The 17,424-nt window shown below is 69.8% G+C and carries 16 protein-coding genes; 6 read left to right on the top strand and 10 right to left on the bottom strand.

Going from position 1 to position 17,424, the window contains the following annotated elements; all coding sequences use genetic code 11:
* Positions 1–116 precede the first annotated feature (116 nt).
* The 5 genes from ACFVW8_RS07875 to ACFVW8_RS07855 all read left to right on the top strand — a co-directional run bounded on the left by ACFVW8_RS07875 (position 117) and on the right by ACFVW8_RS07855 (position 5,028).
* Positions 117–2,360, top strand: a complete 2,244-nt coding sequence (locus ACFVW8_RS07875) for an MMPL family transporter (RefSeq protein WP_389687205.1) — start codon at positions 117–119, stop codon at positions 2,358–2,360.
* 217 nt (positions 2,361–2,577) lie between these two features.
* Entirely contained in the window at positions 2,578–3,381 is an 804-nt protein-coding gene (locus tag ACFVW8_RS07870) for a class I SAM-dependent methyltransferase (protein WP_389687203.1), read from the top strand.
* Between the two features lie 64 nt (positions 3,382–3,445).
* The gene (locus ACFVW8_RS07865; protein WP_389687201.1) at positions 3,446–3,856 is read left to right on the top strand and encodes a VOC family protein; all 411 of its coding nucleotides are present in this window, start codon (positions 3,446–3,448) and stop codon (positions 3,854–3,856) included.
* Positions 3,857–3,931: 75 nt separating this feature from the next.
* Positions 3,932–4,396 (top strand): helix-turn-helix transcriptional regulator, encoded by a 465-nt coding sequence (locus ACFVW8_RS07860; protein WP_389687199.1) that lies wholly within the window; start codon positions 3,932–3,934, stop codon positions 4,394–4,396.
* Positions 4,397–4,401: 5 nt separating this feature from the next.
* Entirely contained in the window at positions 4,402–5,028 is a 627-nt protein-coding gene (locus ACFVW8_RS07855; RefSeq protein ID WP_389687197.1) for a glyoxalase, read from the top strand.
* Here ACFVW8_RS07855 and ACFVW8_RS07850 read toward each other — a convergent pair.
* The gene (locus tag ACFVW8_RS07850; RefSeq protein WP_389687195.1) at positions 5,008–5,676 is read right to left on the bottom strand and encodes an MOSC domain-containing protein; all 669 of its coding nucleotides are present in this window, start codon (positions 5,674–5,676) and stop codon (positions 5,008–5,010) included. The two genes, ACFVW8_RS07855 and ACFVW8_RS07850, sit on opposite strands and share 21 nt — an antisense overlap.
* Positions 5,677–5,954: 278 nt before the next feature.
* Here ACFVW8_RS07850 and ACFVW8_RS07845 point away from each other — a divergent pair, with 278 nt between their 5' ends.
* Positions 5,955–7,484: a helix-turn-helix domain-containing protein gene (locus ACFVW8_RS07845; RefSeq protein WP_389687193.1), complete on the top strand. Its 1,530-nt coding sequence runs from the start codon at positions 5,955–5,957 to the stop codon at positions 7,482–7,484.
* Between the two features lie 339 nt (positions 7,485–7,823).
* On the opposite strand, the gene dmpG is transcribed toward ACFVW8_RS07845, so the two are convergent.
* The 9 genes from dmpG to ACFVW8_RS07800 all read right to left on the bottom strand — a co-directional run bounded on the left by dmpG (position 7,824) and on the right by ACFVW8_RS07800 (position 17,409).
* Positions 7,824–8,855 (bottom strand): 4-hydroxy-2-oxovalerate aldolase, encoded by a 1,032-nt coding sequence (gene dmpG, locus ACFVW8_RS07840; RefSeq protein ID WP_389687191.1) that lies wholly within the window; start codon positions 8,853–8,855, stop codon positions 7,824–7,826.
* On the bottom strand, positions 8,852–9,799 hold the full coding sequence (locus ACFVW8_RS07835) for an acetaldehyde dehydrogenase (acetylating) (RefSeq protein WP_389687189.1): 948 nt from the start codon (positions 9,797–9,799) through the stop codon (positions 8,852–8,854). The genes dmpG and ACFVW8_RS07835 overlap by 4 nt, the downstream gene beginning before the upstream one ends.
* Positions 9,796–10,617 carry a 2-keto-4-pentenoate hydratase gene (gene mhpD / locus ACFVW8_RS07830; protein WP_389687187.1) on the bottom strand — a complete coding sequence of 274 codons (822 nt, stop codon included), beginning with the start codon at positions 10,615–10,617 and terminating at the stop codon, positions 9,796–9,798. The genes ACFVW8_RS07835 and mhpD overlap by 4 nt, the downstream gene beginning before the upstream one ends.
* A gap of 169 nt (positions 10,618–10,786) precedes the next feature.
* The gene (locus ACFVW8_RS07825) at positions 10,787–11,659 is read right to left on the bottom strand and encodes an alpha/beta fold hydrolase (RefSeq protein WP_389687185.1); all 873 of its coding nucleotides are present in this window, start codon (positions 11,657–11,659) and stop codon (positions 10,787–10,789) included.
* Between the two features lie 68 nt (positions 11,660–11,727).
* On the bottom strand, positions 11,728–12,639 hold the full coding sequence (locus tag ACFVW8_RS07820) for a 3-carboxyethylcatechol 2,3-dioxygenase (protein ID WP_389687238.1): 912 nt from the start codon (positions 12,637–12,639) through the stop codon (positions 11,728–11,730).
* Positions 12,617–14,314 (bottom strand): bifunctional 3-(3-hydroxy-phenyl)propionate/3-hydroxycinnamic acid hydroxylase, encoded by a 1,698-nt coding sequence (locus ACFVW8_RS07815; protein ID WP_389687183.1) that lies wholly within the window; start codon positions 14,312–14,314, stop codon positions 12,617–12,619. The genes ACFVW8_RS07820 and ACFVW8_RS07815 overlap by 23 nt, the downstream gene beginning before the upstream one ends.
* Before the next feature lie 223 nt (positions 14,315–14,537).
* Positions 14,538–15,254: an IclR family transcriptional regulator gene (locus ACFVW8_RS07810; protein ID WP_389687181.1), complete on the bottom strand. Its 717-nt coding sequence runs from the start codon at positions 15,252–15,254 to the stop codon at positions 14,538–14,540.
* A gap of 48 nt (positions 15,255–15,302) precedes the next feature.
* Entirely contained in the window at positions 15,303–16,217 is a 915-nt protein-coding gene (locus tag ACFVW8_RS07805) for a 3-hydroxybutyryl-CoA dehydrogenase (protein ID WP_389687179.1), read from the bottom strand.
* A gap of 13 nt (positions 16,218–16,230) precedes the next feature.
* On the bottom strand, positions 16,231–17,409 hold the full coding sequence (locus ACFVW8_RS07800) for an acyl-CoA dehydrogenase family protein (RefSeq protein WP_389687177.1): 1,179 nt from the start codon (positions 17,407–17,409) through the stop codon (positions 16,231–16,233).
* Positions 17,410–17,424: the final 15 nt, after the last annotated feature.

Genomic DNA, 17,424 nt, shown 5'->3' with positions numbered 1-17,424 from the left:
CCACCTGCTTCCGACGGGGCGAAGAGACCCCCGGGAAGCGCCTCGTCGGCACCTCACTGGTCAACTCCGGCCGCTTCTCGTCGTTTTCACCGTATGGACATCAAAGGAGAACGTGCGTGTTTGAACGCATAGCCGAACTGGCGATTCGCCGGCCCCGGCTGATACTCGTCGTCGCCGTCGTGGCCGTGGCCCTGATGGGAGTCCTGGGCTCCGGCGCGTTCGGAAAGCTGCTGGGGGGCGGCTACGACGACCCGGCCTCGCAGTCCACCCGGGCCGGGAAGGTCATCGACGAGAAGTTCGGCGGGGAGACGAACCTGGTGCTGCTGGTCCGTGCCTCCGACGGCCGTGTCGACGCACCGGCGGCCGAGCGCGACGGCCGGGCCCTGGTGGCCGGCCTCAAGAAGGAACAGCACCTGGAGAACGTGGTCTCGTACTGGGGCACGGACAGCCCCGCCCTCCGCTCCGAGGACGGCCGCGAGGCCATGGTCCTCGCCCATGTGAAGGGTGACGACACCGAGCGGGACGAGAACGCCAAGAGCGTCATCGACACGTACACCGGCCCCTACAAGGACGCGCTCACGGTCCGCGCGGGCGGCGCCGCCGCCGTGACCAGCGAGATGGGGACGCAGTCCGGCGAGGACCTCGTCCTGGCCGAGTCCATCGCCGTCCCGCTGACCCTCGTCCTGCTCCTGATCGTCTTCGGCAGCGCGGTCGCGGCCCTGCTGCCACTGGTGATCGGAATCATCGCCATCGCGGGCACGTTCGCGGAGCTGTTCCTCCTCGGCAGTGCCACGGACGTCTCCGTCTTCGCGGTCAACCTGACCACGGCGCTGGGTCTCGGCCTCGGCATCGACTACGCCCTGTTGATGATCAGCAGGTTCCGGGAACAGCTCGCGACCGGGGCGAGCGTGGAGGACGCCGTCCGGCGGACGGTGAGCACGGCGGGCCGTACCGTCGCGTTCTCGGCCGCGACCGTGGCGGCCGCGCTCGCGGCACTCCTGGTCTTCCCGCAGTACTTCCTGCGCTCGTTCGGCTACGCGGGGGTCGGTGTCGTCGCCATCGCGGCCCTCAGCACCCTGTTCGTCATGCCCGCCCTGTTCGTCGTCCTGGGGCACCGGGTCAACAGCGGGCGGCTGCCCTGGGCGAACCCGGGGCGCACCCGCGCCAAGGCCCCCCTGTGGGGGCGGCTGGCCGGCACCGTCATGCGCAGGCCGGCGCTCACCGCGCTGCCCGTGCTGGCGGTCCTGCTGGTGGCGGCGAGCCCGCTCCTCGGCATCACCTTCGGCACACCGGACGAACGCGTACTGCCCGACGGCGCCGAGAGCCGCCAGGTGTCCTCCGTACTGCAGGAGAAGTTCAACGGCAACGACGACGCCGCCCTCCATGTCGTCATCGACAACTCCGTGGCCAAGGCGCCGCTTGCGTCGTACGCGAGTGAGCTGTCCGGGCTCAAGGGCGTCGCCCGCGTCGAGACCAGTAGCGGGACCTACACCGGCGGACGCTCCGCTGCGGCCGGCCCCGGCAGCACCGCACTCGGCCGTCCCGACGCGCAGCAGGTCAACGTGGTGAGCAGCCTGTCACCGAAGTCGGACGAGGCGCAGAGCCTGGTCGGCGAGGTGCGGGCGGTCGACCCGCCCGCCGGCTCGCACCCCCTCGTGGGCGGGACCGACGCCGAACTGGTCGACTCCAAGCACTCGATCGCCAGTCGTCTCCCGGTCGCGGTGGGGCTGGTCGCCCTCACCACCTTCGTACTGCTCTTCCTGTTCACCGGCAGCGTCGTGCAGCCGCTGCGCGCCCTGGTGCTCAACGTGATCAGCCTGGGAGCGACCCTCGGCGTCATGACCTGGATCTTCCAGGACGGCAACCTCTCCTCCCTGCTCGGGTTCACGGCGCAGCCGATGGAGGTGTCCATGACCGTGCTGATGTTCTGCATCGCCTTCGGCCTCTCGATGGACTACGAGGTCTTCGTCACGAGCCGGATCAAGGAACTCCACGACCAGGGCGAGGACAACGTGTCCGCCGTGACGAACGGTCTCGGTCACACGGGACGCATCGTCAGCGCGGCCGCCTGTCTCCTCGCGGTGAGCTTCTTCGCCTTCGGCACGGCCGAGCTCAGCTTCATGCAGATGTTCGGTCTGGGCAGCGGCCTCGCCATCCTCATCGACGCCGTCGCCGTCCGGGGCGTCCTGGTGCCCGCCGCGATGCGGCTGCTCGGCCGCTCCGCCTGGTACGCGCCGGGACTCCTGCGCAGGTTCCACAGCCGGTTCGGCCTCAGCGAGGGCGGCCCCACGCCCGGGCCGGCCGCCGCGCCGGAGCCCGTCGCCGAGTCGGCGTACGTGAAGGACCCGACGCAGGTCTGACCGCCCGGGGCCGCGCCCCATGACGGTGCCCGCCTCCCCCGCCCGGGCGGCGGGCACCGTCATGGGTGAGGATCGACGAGCCGGTGCGGCCGGAGTCCGCCGGCCGGGGCATGGTGGACTGCGAGCCCGCGGACGATCCGCACGCGGGAGGCGGTCCGCAGACGGCCGGCAGTCGAAGGCGACCGAAGCAGTACAGAGAAGGGCAGTGGGGCAGGACATGGCCGAGCACGGCGGGGATCACGGGTATCTGCTCGACAACCAGCAGTCGGAGGCGGGGATCCGGTTCGGCGCACTGGCCGAGCTGTTCAACCCGGTGACGTTCCGGCACATCGACCGGATCGGCATCACCGAGGGCATGCGCTGCTGGGAGGTCGGGGCCGGCGGCCCCTCCGTTCCCGAGGGTCTTGCCCAGCGGGTCGGAACCACCGGGCAGGTGCTCTGCACCGACATCGATGTGTCCTGGGCCCAGGACGCCGCCTCCGACGTCGTCGAGGTCCTGCGTCACGACGTGGCGGCCGACCCCCCGCCGCCGGGCGGTTTCGACCTGGTGCACGCCCGGCTCGTCCTGGTGCATGTCGTCGACCGCGCCGAGGCGCTGCGCCGCATGGTCCAGGCGTTGCGACCCGGTGGTGTGCTGCTCCTGGAGGATGCCGATCCGGGGCTGCAGCCGTTGCTGTGCCCGGACGAATCGGGTCCCGAGCAGCGGCTGGCCAACCGCCTGCGGTCCGGGTTCCGCGAACTCATGGCCGCGCGCGGCGCCGATCTCGCGTACGGCCGGACACTGCCCAGGCTGCTGCGTGAGGCCGGTCTGCTCGATGTGCGGGCGGACGCCTGCTTCCCCATCACTTCGCCCGCCTGCACGGTGCTGGAGGCAGCGACCGTCCGGCAGATCCGCGGCCGGCTCGTGGCGGCGGGGATCGCGACCGACGAGGACATCGACCGCCATCTGTCGAACGTCGCCACCGGGGACCTCGATCTGGCGACGGCCCCGATGATCTCCGCCTGGGGCCGCCGTCTGTAGGGCCTGTCGTCCGGATCAGGATTCGAGAAGCGCCGGGCGCGGGACCGCGCCTAATCTGACCGCCATGGACATCACCATTCACACCAGCGTCCTCCCGCACGACGACCCGGACGCGTCCCTGGCCTTCTACCGCGACACCCTCGGCTTCGAGGTACGCAGCGACGTCGGGCAGGGCAGGATGCGCTGGATCACGGTCGGCCCCGCGGGCCAGCCGGACACCTCCATCCTCCTGGCACCGCCGGCTGCCGACCCGGGCGTCACCGAGGACGAACGCCGCACCATCTCCGAGATGATGGCCAAGGGCACCTACGGCTGGATCCTGCTGGCCACCCGGGACCTGGACGGCACCTTCGAGAAGGTGCGGGCGGGCGACACCGAGGTCGTCCAGGAGCCGACCGAGCAGCCGTACGGCATCCGCGACTGCGCCCTGCGCGATCCCGCGGGCAACATGGTCCGTATCCAGGAGCTCAGCTGACCGGTCCGGCCATCGACTCGTCTGCTCATCCACTCGTCCACTCATCGGCGTATCGGCACGAGAAGGAGATCTCCGGTGTGTCACCCCGCTTGGGCCCGGGCACGCGCCGCCGAACAGCGGCTGCGTGACCTGGCACTGCTGCGCCGGGTCCGCGACCGCATCGACCGGGAGTACGCGCAGCCGCTGAACGTCGAGGCACTCGCCCGCGGTGTGAACATGTCCGCCGGGCACCTGGGCCGCCGGTTCCGGCTGGCGTACGGCGAATCGCCGTACGCGTATCTGATGGCACGTCGTGTCGAGCGTGCCAACGCCCTGCTGCTCCTTGGCGGTGGGGGTGTCACGGAGAGCTGCTTCGCCGTCGGCTGTTCGCCGCCGGTCACCTTCAGCACCCGCTTCACCGAGCTGGTCGGGGCGCCGCCCGGCACCTGCCTGCGCCATGCGGCGCAGACCGCCACGGGCCCGCCTGCCTGCGCGGTGAAAGAGGTGACCGGACCGGTCAGGAATCGAGAAGCACCCGCCGTGGAGCCACAACTAGCGTGACGGACATGGCATCCATCGAATCCGTCACCCTGGACGTGGCCGACCCCACGGCCGCGCACCACTTCTACTCAGCCGCCTTCGGTCTGGACAAGCAGCTGGGCCTGCGGGCCTCCGAGGCACCCACGACCGGCTTCCGCGGGTTCACTCTCTCGCTCACGGTCTCGCAGCCGGCCACCGTCGCCGCTCTCATCGGCTCCGCCGTCGAAGCCGGCGCCACCCCGCTGAAGCCGGTCGCCAAGTCCTTCTGGGGCTACGGCGGTGTCGTACGGGCCCCGGACGGCACGATCTGGAAGGTCGCGACCTCGGCGAAGAAGGACACCGGTCCCGCCACCCGGGAGATCGACGACATCGTGCTCCTGCTGGGGGTCGAGGACATGGCCGCGAGCAAGCGGTTCTACGTCGAACGGGGCCTCACCGTGGCGAAGAGCGTCAGCAGGATGTACGTCGAGTTCGCCGCCGGCCCGGGACCCGTCAAGCTGGCGCTGTACCGGCGCCGCGCCCTGGCCAAGGACGTCGGGGTCTCCCCCGACGGCACCGGATCGCACCGGATCGCGATCGGCGGCGGCGCCGGCCCGTTCACCGACCCGGACGGCTTCGCGTGGGAGGCCGCATCACCGGCGCTCGCGACCTGAGCCGCCGGCCCGTCGGCGCACCAGTTCCTTGTCCTCCTCGGGCAGCGCGTCGGCGGCCAGCAGCCGCGGCAGCAGGTCGCCGTCCACGGTCATGGCCCGGAAGACGAGCGAGACCGTCACATCGTGATCGGGCCGGTGCACGATCTCGACCGGGTCGTCGGCCCGGATATCGCCCGGCTCGATCACCCGCAGATACGCCCCCGGCCGGGCTTCCTGCGTGAACCGCCCGATCCAGCCCTCACGTCCCAGCCGGCCCTGGAACGTCGCACAGGGCAGCCGCGCACAGGACACCTCCAGGATCGCATCCGGCCCGATCCGCCAACGCTCCCCGATCAGGGCGCCGTTGACGTCCACTCCGAGCGTGGTGAGGTTCTCCCCGAAGACCCCGTTCGGGAGCGGCCTGCCCAGCTCGGCCTCCCAGCCGTCGAGATCCTCGCGGGCGAAGGCGTAGACCGCCTGGTCGGAGCCGCCGTGGTGCTTCACGTCGTAGGCACGGTCACCGGCGAGGCCGACCGCGCCGGTGCCCTTGGGGCCGGGGGCTGTGACGGCGACCGGTCCGTCGACGGGCCGCTTGTCGATTCCGGTCGAGCTCAGCCCCTTCCAGGGGTTGGGCCGGGGACGGCCGATGTTGACGGAGAGCAGCTTCATGCCGGGACCATACGATCGGCCCCGCGCCTGGGCGACACCTTTTCCGCCACCCGGCCGGAGCCCCGCCCATCGGGGCCCACTCAGATGGGCGCGCTCCAGGTGCCGGACCCGTACGGCGGGTGGACCATGGAAGCGGACCGGCGTGCCCGTGCTCAGCCGAGGCCCGCTGCCTCCGTGTCCCCGTACCGCACCTCCTTGGCGCGGCTCTTCACCCGCCCGTCACCCGAACACCACACCCCACCGTCAGCCTCATCTCATATCTGAGATAGCCTTTCGATATGTCAGATGACTACCTCGTACGTATCGGCAAGCTCATCCGTGACGCCCGTCAGCACCGGGGCTGGACACAGAGCCAGCTTGCCGAGGCGCTCGCCACCAGCCAGAGCGCCGTGAACCGCATCGAGCGCGGCAATCAAAACATCAGCCTTGAGATGATTGCCCGTATCGGTGAAGCACTCGACAGTGAGATCGTGTCGCTCGGCTATGCCGGCCCCATGCATCTTCGGGTGGTCGGCGGGCGCCGGCTCTCCGGCGCAATCGACGTCAAGACCAGCAAGAACGCATGCGTGGCGCTGCTCTGCGCCTCACTGCTCAACAAGGGCCGCACGGTGCTGCGCAGGGTGGCGCGCATCGAGGAGGTCTACCGGCTCCTCGAGGTGCTGAACTCCATCGGGGTGCGCACCCGGTGGATCAACGACGGCACCGACCTGGAGATCGTCCCGCCCGCCCGGCTCGACATGGACGCCATCGACGCGGACGCCGCTCGCCGGACCCGGTCGATCATCATGTTCCTCGGGCCGCTGCTGCACCGGATGGACCACTTCAAGCTGCCGTACGCGGGCGGCTGCGACCTCGGCACCCGCACCATCGAACCGCACATGATCGCGCTGCGCCGGTTCGGTCTGGAGATTGCCGCGACCGAGGGCATCTACCACGCCCAGGTCGACCACGCCGTCACACCCGGCCGCCCCATCGTGCTGACCGAGCGCGGCGACACCGTGACCGAGAACGCCCTGCTGGCCGCCGCCCGGCACGACGGCACCACCGTCATCCGCAACGCGTCCTCCAATTACATGGTCCAGGACCTCTGCTTCTTCCTGGAGGCCCTGGGCGTACGGGTGGACGGGGTCGGCACGACCACGCTGACCGTGCACGGCGTGCCGAACATCGACGTCGATGTCGACTACTCACCCTCCGAGGACCCGGTCGAGGCGATGAGCCTGCTCGCCGCCGCCGTCGTGACGGAGTCCCAGCTGACGATCCGTCGGGTGCCGATCGAGTTCCTGGAGATCGAGCTCGCGGTACTGGAGGAGATGGGCGTCGACTGCGACCGTACTTCGGAGTACGCGGCGGACAACGGCCGTACCCGGCTGGTCGACCTGACGGTCCGGCCCTCCAAGCTGGAGGCGCCGATCGACAAGATCCACCCGATGCCGTTCCCCGGCCTGAACATCGACAACGTGCCGTTCTTCGCGGCCATCGCCGCCTCGGCCCACGGCCAGACCCTGATCCACGACTGGGTCTACGACAACCGCGCCATCTATCTCACCGACCTCAACAGGCTCGGCGGCCGGCTCCAGCTCCTCGACCCGCACCGGGTCCTGGTCGAGGGCCCGACCCGGTGGCGCGCGGCCGAGATGATGTGCCCGCCGGCGCTGCGTCCGGCCGTGGTGGTCCTGCTCGCGATGATGGCGGCCGAGGGCACCTCCGTACTGCGCAACGTGTATGTGATCAACCGCGGTTACGAGGAGCTGGCGGAGCGGCTGAACTCGGTGGGGGCGCAGATCGAGATCTTCCGGGACATCTGAAAGCCTGCAGAAGAAGCACCGTCACACCCCTCCTGACCTGCACAAATGCGAGGCGAGGTGGGGCGTGACGGACTTTCTGGGACTTCTCTGGGACTTTGCACCAGGAGCGACGGCTTCCGAGCACCGCGCTCTTTACGTGATGCGTCATCGAAAAGATGTCATGCGAAACGAGACGGAGGAAACGCCAGGTCAGCGGGCATTTCTCCACCCTCCGGCAGATGAGCGGGCTCTCGGAGCGTCACGAGCGAAGCCCTCCGGCGCGCTCAACGAAGGCTACGCGAGCCGGGCCGCCGGATGGTGTCCGCCGCGATGAGTCCAGCTGCGCGACCGCCCTCGGATTCAGACGGCGGGGCGCTTCGCTGCCATGTCCAGTGCGATGTCGGTGATCATGTCCTCCTGGCCGCCGACCATCCCTCGCCGGCCCACCTCGACGAGGATGTCCCGCGTGTCGACGCCGTGGCGGCGGGACGCGGCCTCGGCGTGGCGCAGGAAGCTGGAGTACACGCCCGCATAGCCGAGAGTCAGGGTTTCGCGGTCGACCCGCACCTCACGGTCCTGGAGCGGGCGTACGACGTCGTCGGCCGTGTCCATCAGCGGGAACAGGTCGCAGCCGTGCTCCCAGCCCATCAGGTCGGCGACGGCGACGAACGCCTCCAGCGGGCAGTTGCCTGCACCGGCGCCCTGCCCGGCGAGGGAGGCGTCGACGCGGGTGACACCGTTCTCCACGGCGACGACCGAGTTCGCCACCCCGAGGCCAAGGTTGTGGTGCGCGTGGATGCCGATACCGGTCGACGGGTCAAGGACGTCGCGGTAGGCGCGCACGCGGTCGCGGACCCCGTCCATGGTCAGGCGCCCGCCGGAGTCGGTGACGTACACACACTGTGCGCCGTAGGACTCCATCAGCTTGGCCTTCTGGGCCAGCTGGGCGGGCTCGGCCATGTGGGACATCATCAGGAATCCGGCCACGTCCATGCCCAGTTCGCGGGCTGCCGCGATGTGCTGGGCGGAGATGTCTGCCTCGGTGCAGTGGGTGGCCACCCGGACCGAGCGGATACCGAGGGCGTGGGCCTGGCGCAGGTCATGCAGGGTGCCGATGCCTGGCAGGAGGAGCGTGGTGGGGATCGCCTGGGTAACGATGCCGCAGACGGCCTCGATCCACTCCCAGTCGGTGTGGGAACCCACGCCGTAGGTGATGCTGGAGCCGGACAGGCCGTCGCCGTGCGCGATCTCGATCGCGGCGACTCCTGCGGCGTCGAGGGCCCCGGCGATGGTGCGGGCCTGCTCGACGGTGTAACGGTGGCGGACAGCATGCATACCGTCCCGGAGGGTGACGTCCTGCACGTAGAGGGACTGCTTGGGGGACTTGGTCATCGCGATGCCACCTCCGTGAAGTTGTGTGCGGCCATGCGTTCCGCGGTGCGCAGGGCGGCCGAGGTCATGATGTCGAGGTTGCCGGCATAGGCGGGCAGGTAGTGGGCGGCGCCCTCCACCTCCAGGAAGACCGACACCTTCGCGGCTCCACCGGTCCGCGAGGCCGCGGGCAGCAGGGAGCGGAGCGGGTCGTCGGCGTCCACGCGGTCGAACTGCACCTTCTGCTTGAGGCGGTAGCCGGGGACGTAGGTCTGCACGCGGGCGACCATCTCCTCCACAGAGGCGGTGACGGCCGCGTCGTCGCAGTCGCCGACCAGGCAGTGCACGGTGTCCCGCATGATCAGCGGCGGTTCGGCAGGGTTGAGGACGATGATCGCCTTACCGCGGGCCGCGCCGCCGACCTTCTCGATGGCGGAGGACGTGGTCTCGGTGAACTCGTCGATGTTCGCTCGGGTACCGGGACCGGCCGAGCGTGAGGAGATCGAGGCGACGATCTCGCCGTAGTGGACCGGGGTGACGGAGGCGACGGCCGCGACCATCGGGATGGTGGCTTGGCCACCGCAGGTGACCATGTTGACGTTGGGCGCGTCCAGGTGGGCGTCGCCGTTGACCGGTGGCACCACATAGGGGCCGAGCGCGGCAGGGGTGAGGTCGACGACGGTGCGGCCGAGACCGCGCAGGACCTCGTCATGGCGGAGGTGGGCGCCGGCGGAGGTGGCGTCGAAGACGATCGACACGTCAGCGAACTCGTCCAGCTTCACCAAACCGTTCACGCCCTCGTGCGTAGTGGCGACCTTCAGGCGGCGGGCGCGGGCCAGGCCGTCGGAGTCGGGGTCGATGCCCGCCAGGGCAGCGATCTCCAGCGACTCGGAGAGCCGCAGTACTTTGATCATCAGGTCGGTGCCGATGTTGCCCGATCCGATGACGGCAACCTTGGTGGTCATGCTCCGGCTCCTTGTGTGACCGACGGGGCAAATGCGGCACTGACCGCGCCGAGCCCTTCGATGTGTGCGGTGAACTCGTCGCCTTCGGTGGCGGCGACCATGGGGCCCAGCGCGCCGGTCAGGACGACGTCACCGGCCTCCAGCGGATCCCCCAGGCCGGCCAGCGTCGAGGCGAGCCAGAGGGCGGCAGTGAGCGGGCTGCCCAGGCAGTCGGCGCCGGTGCCCCGGGAAACGGTCTCGCCGTTTTTGGTGAGGTTCATCGTCACGGCGCGCAGGTCGACCCGGTCCAGCGGTACGGGGGTGCCGCCCAGGACGAACAGGCCGCAGGAGGCGTTGTCCGCGACGGTGTCGACGATGGTGATGTCCCAGCCGGCGATCCGGCTATCGACGATCTCCAGCGCGGGCAGCGCGAAGGCGGTGGCCCGCAGCAGATCGGCGACCGTCGGGTCCGCGTGCGGCAGATCCGCACCGAGGACCAGGGCGACCTCCGCCTCGACCTTCGGCTGCATCAGACGACCGCGCGTGATCGACTGCCCTTCGGGGACCGCCATATCGGCGAACAGAGCCCCGAAGTCCGGCTGGTCGACGCCGAGCTGGCGCTGGACGGCGGGCGAGGTCAGGCCGATCTTGCGGCCCACCAGCCGACGGCCCGCGGCGACACCCCGCTCGACATGGAACCGCTGCACCGCGTAGGCGGCCTCGACGTCCTGCTCAGGCAGGAGCGAGCGAACCGGCGGACACGGCACGCCCGTGCGGGCGGCTTCGTTCAGGGCTGCCGCCGCCTTCGCCACGGCGTCGGCGGACTTGTGGATGCTCATACGTTCCTGCTCTGCACGGTGCTGCGGTGGTACGGGACGGGCATGAGGGTTACCTCCAGGAAGGGGACGCGGTGAGGAGCCCGCCGGTGGGGCGGTGTCCGTCGAACCCGCGCATCGCGGACGACGGCGTGCGCTTCCCGGCTCTCCTCGGGTTCAGCTCTCCTCGGGTTCAGCTCTCCTCGGCCAGGAAGGCAAGCAGCAGGTCGTTGAAGAACTCCGCCTGTTCCCACTGCGGCCAGTGGCCGGCGTTCTCGACGAGAGCGAAGCGCCCCCCCGGCATCCTCTCGGCCATGTCCATACCGGCCGCCGCAGGACCCGAGGGGTCGTCGGAGCTCCACACCACCAGCGCGGGCGCCTTCAAGGCGGTCAGGTCCTCGTCGGATATCAGGTTGCGGCGGCGGATGTCCGGGTCCTGCAGGCACAGAATGTGCCGGGCGGAATCGGCGTAGCCGGGACGGGAGTAATGGGCACGGCGGGTCGCGATCAGCTCCTCGGTGACCGTGGCCGGGTCGGCCATCAGCCACTCCAGGCGGGCCTTGACGCGTTCGTGCGACGGGTCATCGGCGGCCGCCTGGCTGAGGGTGCGGATCTTCTCCATCACCTCGGGCCGTGACATGGTGCCGCCGGGGGTATTGGCGACGATCTTCCGGGTTCGGTCCGGGTACCGGGCAGCGAACTTGATGGCCACCCAGCCGCCCAGCGACTCTCCGGTCAGGTGGGCCTTCTCGATACCGACGACGTCCAGCAGGCCGAGCAAGTGCTCGACGTAGTGCTCAAGTTCAAGGTCCGCGACGGCATGGGTGGTGCCGGCATGGCCGGGGAAGTCGTAAACCACGACGCGGTATCCGGCGTCGGCGAACGCCTTGACGTTGTGCGCGTAAGTCTCCAGGTGGCCCCCGGTGCCGTGCATCATCACCAGCGGTTGGCCGTCAGGGGGGCCCGCGGTCAACACGCGGGTGCTCCACTGCCCGACCTGGACCTGCTCCAGCGTGAAGGACGTCTGGGAGAATCCGAGCCAGACGGAGGGGTAGATGGCGGACATGTGCTCTCCTGCTTCGTGTGTCGTTGCCCGATGTGGGCGTCCGGTGACGTGGTCGTGCGAACGGCCGATCAGGCGGTACCGGTGACGGCCGTGGTGACCGCGAATCCCGCGATCCACGCCTCGATGGGCTCGTAGAAGCGGCTTGTGACCCGGTAGGAGCCGGCCGTGGACAGGGCCGCATGAGCGGCGATCCAGGTGCGCACCTCGTGCGCGGAGTTGCCCGCCTGCTGGGCGAACCAGTCGTTGGCCCAGGTGTCGGTCTCGGTGCGGCGCGCAGGATCGCCGAGCACGTCGAGGACGAGGTTGTCCCACTCCGGGTTGAGTGGGTGCATGCCGGACCCGCCCTCGGCGAACGCCTCGGCGGCGGCGATCGTGCGGGCCTGGCGTGCCGCCCTGGCCTCGTCGGCGGGGTTGCGGTTGTTGATGAGCCTGGCCACCTTCTCCGCGGTGTCGGCCTCGGCCATTCGCGGTACGGGCGGATCGTGCGAGAGCCCGCCGGAACCGATCACGAGCACTCGTCGGCCGAGTTCCGCGGCGGCCCGGCCGACTGCCTCGCCGAGGGCGCGGACGCGGTGGGCGGGGACCAGTGGTTCGGCGACGGAGTTGATGAACACCGGGACCACGGGCCTCGCGTCGATGCCACCGAGCAGGATGTCCAGCGGCTGGGAGAAGCCGTGGTCGACGATCAGGTCCTCGGACAGTGCCGTGTCGACACCGCTGGCGAGCACGGACTCGGTGATCGCCAGTGCCGCGTCGTGGTCGACCGAGAGTGCGCCCTCGGGGGTCTTGAAGTCACCGATCGCGTGTGCCCGGCCACCGATGCAGAAGGGCGGCATCATGTCGTAGAAGAAGCCGTTGTAGTGGTCGGGCGCGAAGATGACCACGAGTTCGGGGTCGTAGTCCTCGACGAACGCCCGGGCTCCGGCGAGAGCCGTGTCTACGCGGGCCCTGACATCGTCAGACGGTTGCACGTACTCCATGAGCGGGGAGTGCGACAGGCAGCACAGGGCGACTGACATCGGGGCCTCCAGGTATCAGGTGGAACGCCTCGGTGAGGCGGCGAGTGAGGGACGAGGCGTTCTGGGCGAGGTCTGCCCCCGCTACGAAGCGGTCGGGACGCAGGACGACGACGGCCTCGGGTCGTTGGTCGAACCACGCCTTCAGCCGGCCGTTGAGGTCGCCGACCACGGTCACCTCGGGGTTGTCGCCGTCGGCCCAGTGCAACTGGCACAGGGCACGCGCCTCGACGAAATGGGCGCCGAGCCCGCGCCAGGTCTCCACTGCCCGGTCGTCCAGCAGGGTCAGCGGATTGTTGTTCCAGGCCAGGACGGTGAACCACGGACCCGTCACGTCGTCGAGGAGGACGTCATCGCGTTCCCGGGTGGTGACGCGCGGCTGGATGAAGAGGCGGCCCACGCTCGGAGCGCCACGGGTCGGCCGGACCGGGTGGGCGACCGCCCCACGCTCGTAGAACGGCATCGGCTTGAAGCGCATCTGAGCCACGTAGTCCTTGGCTGCGGGAACGACGTTGAGACCGCGGAAGACGACGTCGCGGAACCCGGCGACCAGGCGATTGGTCGGCGAGATGACCTTGCCGGCCTTGTCGGACAGGTCCACCATGGCGGTGGCGTGCGGACGACGCTCACTGTCGTAGGAGTCCAGCAGCCGTTCGCTCGCGGCACCCCGGACGACGCAGGCAAGCTTCCAGCCGAGGTTGACGGCGTCGCGGATACCGCTGTTGAACCCCTGCCCCTGCCAGACGGGCATGACGTGCGCCGCGTCGCCGGCGACCATGACACGGCCCTTACGGAAGGTGCCTGCGACGCGTGAGTTGTGGGTGTAGACGCGGCGACGGATGACGTCGGCGGCAACCGGGTCAGGGATGAGCGGGGCCAGCAGCGCGTGGAGGTTGGCGTCGTCGTCGGCGAACGCCTGATCCTCGTGCGGGAAGAGCATGAACTCGAAACGCCGGATGCCGTGCGGCAGGCCGATCGAGACGTACGGCCTGGCCGGGTCGCAGCCCATGTAGGCGTTGGGTGCGCCCAGCGGGTCGTTACGCAGGTCGACCACCAGCCAGCGGGTCGGCTCGGTGGAGCCTTCAAAGGCGAGCCCGAGGGACTTGCGGGTGACGCTGCGTCCGCCGTCGGCGCCGATGAGGTATCCGGCACGCACGGTGAGGGGTTCGCCGTCGGGCCCGGTCAGATCGACATCGACGCCGTCACGGATCTCGGTGAACCGCTCCATGCGGTGACCGAACCGGACCTCCACGGTCTCGAACCGGCCGGTTCCTGCGAACAGTTCGGCATCGACGAGGGGCTGTACGAAGCCGTTGCGCCTGGGCCAGCCGAACTCGTCGGTCTGCGGCGCGAGTTCGGCGAGCAGGGTGCCACGTCCGTTGACGAACCGCATGATCTGGTGCGGTGCGGTGTGCTGGCGAATCTGCTCCACCAGGCCGATCTGCTGGAATGCGCGGAGGCTTTCGTCGTCCATACCGACACCGCGCGGGTAGTCGATGAGCTTGTCCTCTGCCTCGACGAGCAGCGTGCGTACACCGAAGAGCCCGAGCTGGTTCGCAAGTGTGAGACCGGTGGGACCGGCTCCGACGATCACGACGTCGAAGGAGGCCGAGGGGGCGGCGGGGGCTGGATGGGGCATGGGCGGGGATCTCCTGACATGACGGAACCGACCTGCGTTGTTTCATTTAACGCTCGCACCCGTGCGATATTTAGAAGCCTCAGACAAGCAGGTCACCATGTCAAGGCCCTCTGGGTGACGAGAGATACATCCTTCGGCGCGCAAAGAGCCGTTGAAGGAGCAGAGTTGGGCCGCACTCCGGCTCAGCGGGTGTGCGCGGCTTGCCGGCCGAACGCCGCCGGTCTCAGGCTTCGCCTTCCCCGGTCGCGGCGGACCGGATGTCCTCCGCGGTCGCGCGCATCCTGGCCACGGCGTGGCGTGCCACTTCCTCGCGCGAGGTGATCAGGTTGACGCACATCCGGGGCGCAGGCTCCGGCAACCTCAGGGGCACGGCCACTCCGTAGGCCCCCGGCTCCACCTGGCCGTACGTCGCGGCGTGCCCCTGCCGCCGTGCCTCGGCCGGCGCCTCGGGCTCGCCCGGGTACGGCGGGCGCATGGACGCCAGGGCGAGACCGGCCGAACCCACGCTCAGCGGATTGCGGCTGCCCACACGGTAGGAGAGGTGGTAGTCGACCGACTGTGGCTCCACCACGGCGACCGCGACCGCCTCGTCGCCCTCCTCGGCGATCAGGGCGACGGTGGCACCGAGGTCGTCGGCCGTGCGGCGGAGGAACGGGACGGCGGTCTCCTGCAGACCCGCGGTGTAACCACGGGCCAGGACGACGGTGCCCACACCGGCCCGGTAGCGCCCGTCCGCGCCGCGGGAGACCAGACGGAACTCTGCCAGCGTGCTCACGATGCGGTAGGCGATGGTGCGATGGACGCCGAGACGCTCGGCGATCTCCTGTACGCCGAGACCCCGCGGAGCCTCCGCGACGAGGTGCAGTGCCGTCAGTCCACGAGCCAGGGTCTGGGACCCCGCCGCCCGGGCCGGCTTGCGCGCTGCCTGTTCCTCGCTCACCCCGGCATCCTATCGGCCGTGCTGGGCGGCACTCCCTGACTGAGGCAGTCATCGGGAGTAGTCGTGGAAGCCACGGTCGGCCTTCCGGCCGAGCAGCCCGGCCTCGACCATCCGCGAGAGCAGCGGCGGCGGAGCGTGCAGGGGCTCCTTGAACTCCGCGTACAGGGACTCCGCGATGGCCTTGAGGGTGTCGAGGCCGATCAGGTCGGCGAGACGCAGGGGGCCCATGGGGTGCGCGCAGCCGAGGACCATGCCGTTGTCGACGTCGGCCGCGGAGGCGACGCCGGACTCGACCATGCGGATGGCCGACAACAGATACGGCACGAGCAGCGCGTTGACGATGAATCCGGCCCGGTCCGGGGCTTCGATGACCCGCTTGCCGAGCACCCCGGCGACGAATTCCTCGGCTCGTCCGCGTGTCCGGGCGCCGGTCAGCAGGGACGGCACGAGTTCCACCAGACCGAGGACCGGTACCGGGTTGAAGAAGTGGATGCCGATCACCTGGTCCGGCCGCGTAGTGGCCATGGCGAGCTTCGCGATCGGGATGGAGGAGGTGTTGGAAGCGAGAATCGCGTCGGGCCGGGTGACGGCCTTGTCGAGGGCGGTGAACACCGCGGTCTTCACCGCCTCGTCCTCGGCCACCGCCTCGATCACGGCGTCTCGGTCGGCCAGATCCGCCAGGTCGGTGGTGTACCGAATCCGGCCCAGGGCGGCGTCGCGGTCGGCCTCGGCGAGCTTGCCGCCGCGCACGCCACGGTCCAGGGAACTGGTGATTCTCCGGCGTCCTTCGGCCGCGGCTTCGAGCCCGGTCTCGCCGACCACCACGTCGAGCCCGGCGCGGGCGCAGACCTCGGCGATGCCGCTGCCCATGAGCCCGGCGCCGACGACCCCGACACGGTGGATGCCGTCGGGCGCCGGGCGCTGCGGACCGGTGGCAGGGGAAGGGCCGGTGGGTGTGGCCATGGAGAGTCCCATCTCAGCGGTAGGCGGCGTGGCCGGTGAGGGCCTGGCCGACGACCAGCGTGTGCATCTCGCTGGTGCCCTCGTAGGTGAGGACGGACTCCAGGTTGTTGGCGTGTCGCAGCGGCGAGTACTCCAGGGAGATGCCGTTGGCGCCGAGAATCGTGCGGCACTCGCGGGCGATGGCGATGGCCTCGCGGACATTGTTCAGCTTGCCGACGCTGATCTGCTCGGGGCGGATCCTCCCCTGGTCCTTGAGCCGGCCCAGGTGCAGTGCGAGCAGCGCCGCACCGCCCAGCGAGACGCTCATGTCCGCCAGCTTCTTCTGCGTGAGCTGGAAGGCGCTGATCGGTTTGTCGAACTGGACGCGCGCGTCGGCGTAGTCGATGGCCGCCTGCAGGGAGTCGCGGGCGGCGCCGACGGCACCGAAGAGGATGCCGAAACGGGCCTCGTTCAGACAGGACAGCGGGCCACGCAGGCTCTGGGCGTGCGGGAGGGCGGCGGAGTCCGGCAGGCGCACGTCGTCGAAGTGGAGCTCGGAGGTGATGGAGGCGCGCAGCGACATCTTCTGCTTGATGTCCCGTGTGCTGAAGCCGGGGGCTCCCCGGGGTACGAGGAAGCCGCGGACACCGTCCTCGGTCAGGGCCCATACCGTGGCCACGTCGGCGATGCCGCCGTTGGTGATCCACATCTTGGAGCCGTTCAGGATCCAGTCACCGCCGTCGCGGACGGCCCTGGTGCGCATTCCCGCGGGGTTGCTGCCGAAGTCGGGTTCGGTCAGGCCGAAGCAGCCGATGGCCTCTCCGGCGGCGAGTCGGGGCAGCCACTCCTGCTTCTGCTCCTCCGATCCCCATTTCCAGATGGAGAACATCGACAGCGAGCCCTGCACGGACACGAAACTGCGGAAGCCGGAATCGGCGGCTTCCAACTCCAGGCAGGCGAGACCGTAGGCGACGGCGCTGGTGCCCGCGCAGCCGTAGCCCTCCAAGTGCATGCCGAGCACGCCCAGCTTGCCGAGTTCCGGAGCGAGTTCGCGGGCGAAGTGGGCATTCTCGAACCACTCCCCGATGTGCGGGCGGACCCGGTCGGCGAGGAACTTGGCGACGGTGGACTGGATCTCCCGCTCTTCGTCCGTGAGGACAGCCGGAAGGTCGATCAGGTCGAGGGGGTCCTGCATCGGCTTGGCGCCGCTCATCGTGTGCTCCTGAAG

The sequence above is a fragment of the Streptomyces sp. NPDC058221 genome, from assembly GCF_042882365.1.
In the GTDB taxonomy this organism is placed as follows: domain Bacteria; phylum Actinomycetota; class Actinomycetes; order Streptomycetales; family Streptomycetaceae; genus Streptomyces.
Note: the sequence above shows the minus strand (reverse complement) of the source record. Positions and strands in the feature narration are given on the sequence as shown.